We start from the raw sequence: 535 nt of genomic DNA, 5'->3' as shown, positions 1-535 counted from the left end.
ATCTGCTGTTTGACTACCGGTATTAAATTGCTTCTGATATTGATCCGGTGCAGGATTATCATTTGGCAGGTGCGGAGCATTATAAGCCAGGTAAAGCATAAAAGGCTGGTCAAGTGTTTTGGCACGATCAACAACGCCAATTGCCTCATCGGTTAACTGATCGCTGATATAACCTTTTGCGGGGACACGTTCACGATTTTTGAACAGTGAAGGGGAGTTGTAATATGCCGTTCCTGCAGCGTGGAATCCCATAAAGTAATCAAAGCCACGGTTTTGAGGTTGCCATTCTTCCGCAGAAAATGTGGTGAAGTTGTCATGATAGTCACGTGTTTGTTTATCTTCCGGTACCGGCACATTACTGATTTTTGACAAGTGCCATTTACCTACTGCTGCAGTGTAATAACCATGATTCTGGAATAATTCAGGCAAGAAAGTTTCTGTTAGCGGAATACCATCCTGAGCATCGGTATTGGAATAGACACCAAAGCGGGCGGGAGCTCGACCGGTCATTATTGCGGCACGGGAGGGGCCGGAA

General features: G+C 45.8%; 1 protein-coding gene. It reads right to left on the bottom strand.

Features of this window, described 5'->3' with window-relative positions:
- On the bottom strand, positions 1-535 hold a 535-nt coding region (locus ACS8YF_RS20120; RefSeq protein ID WP_440851824.1), incomplete at both ends, for a sulfatase-like hydrolase/transferase.

The sequence above is a fragment of the Salinisphaera sp. SWV1 genome (assembly GCF_052044155.1).
In the GTDB taxonomy this organism is placed as follows: domain Bacteria; phylum Pseudomonadota; class Gammaproteobacteria; order Nevskiales; family Salinisphaeraceae; genus Salinisphaera.
Note: the sequence above shows the minus strand (reverse complement) of the source record. Positions and strands in the feature narration are given on the sequence as shown.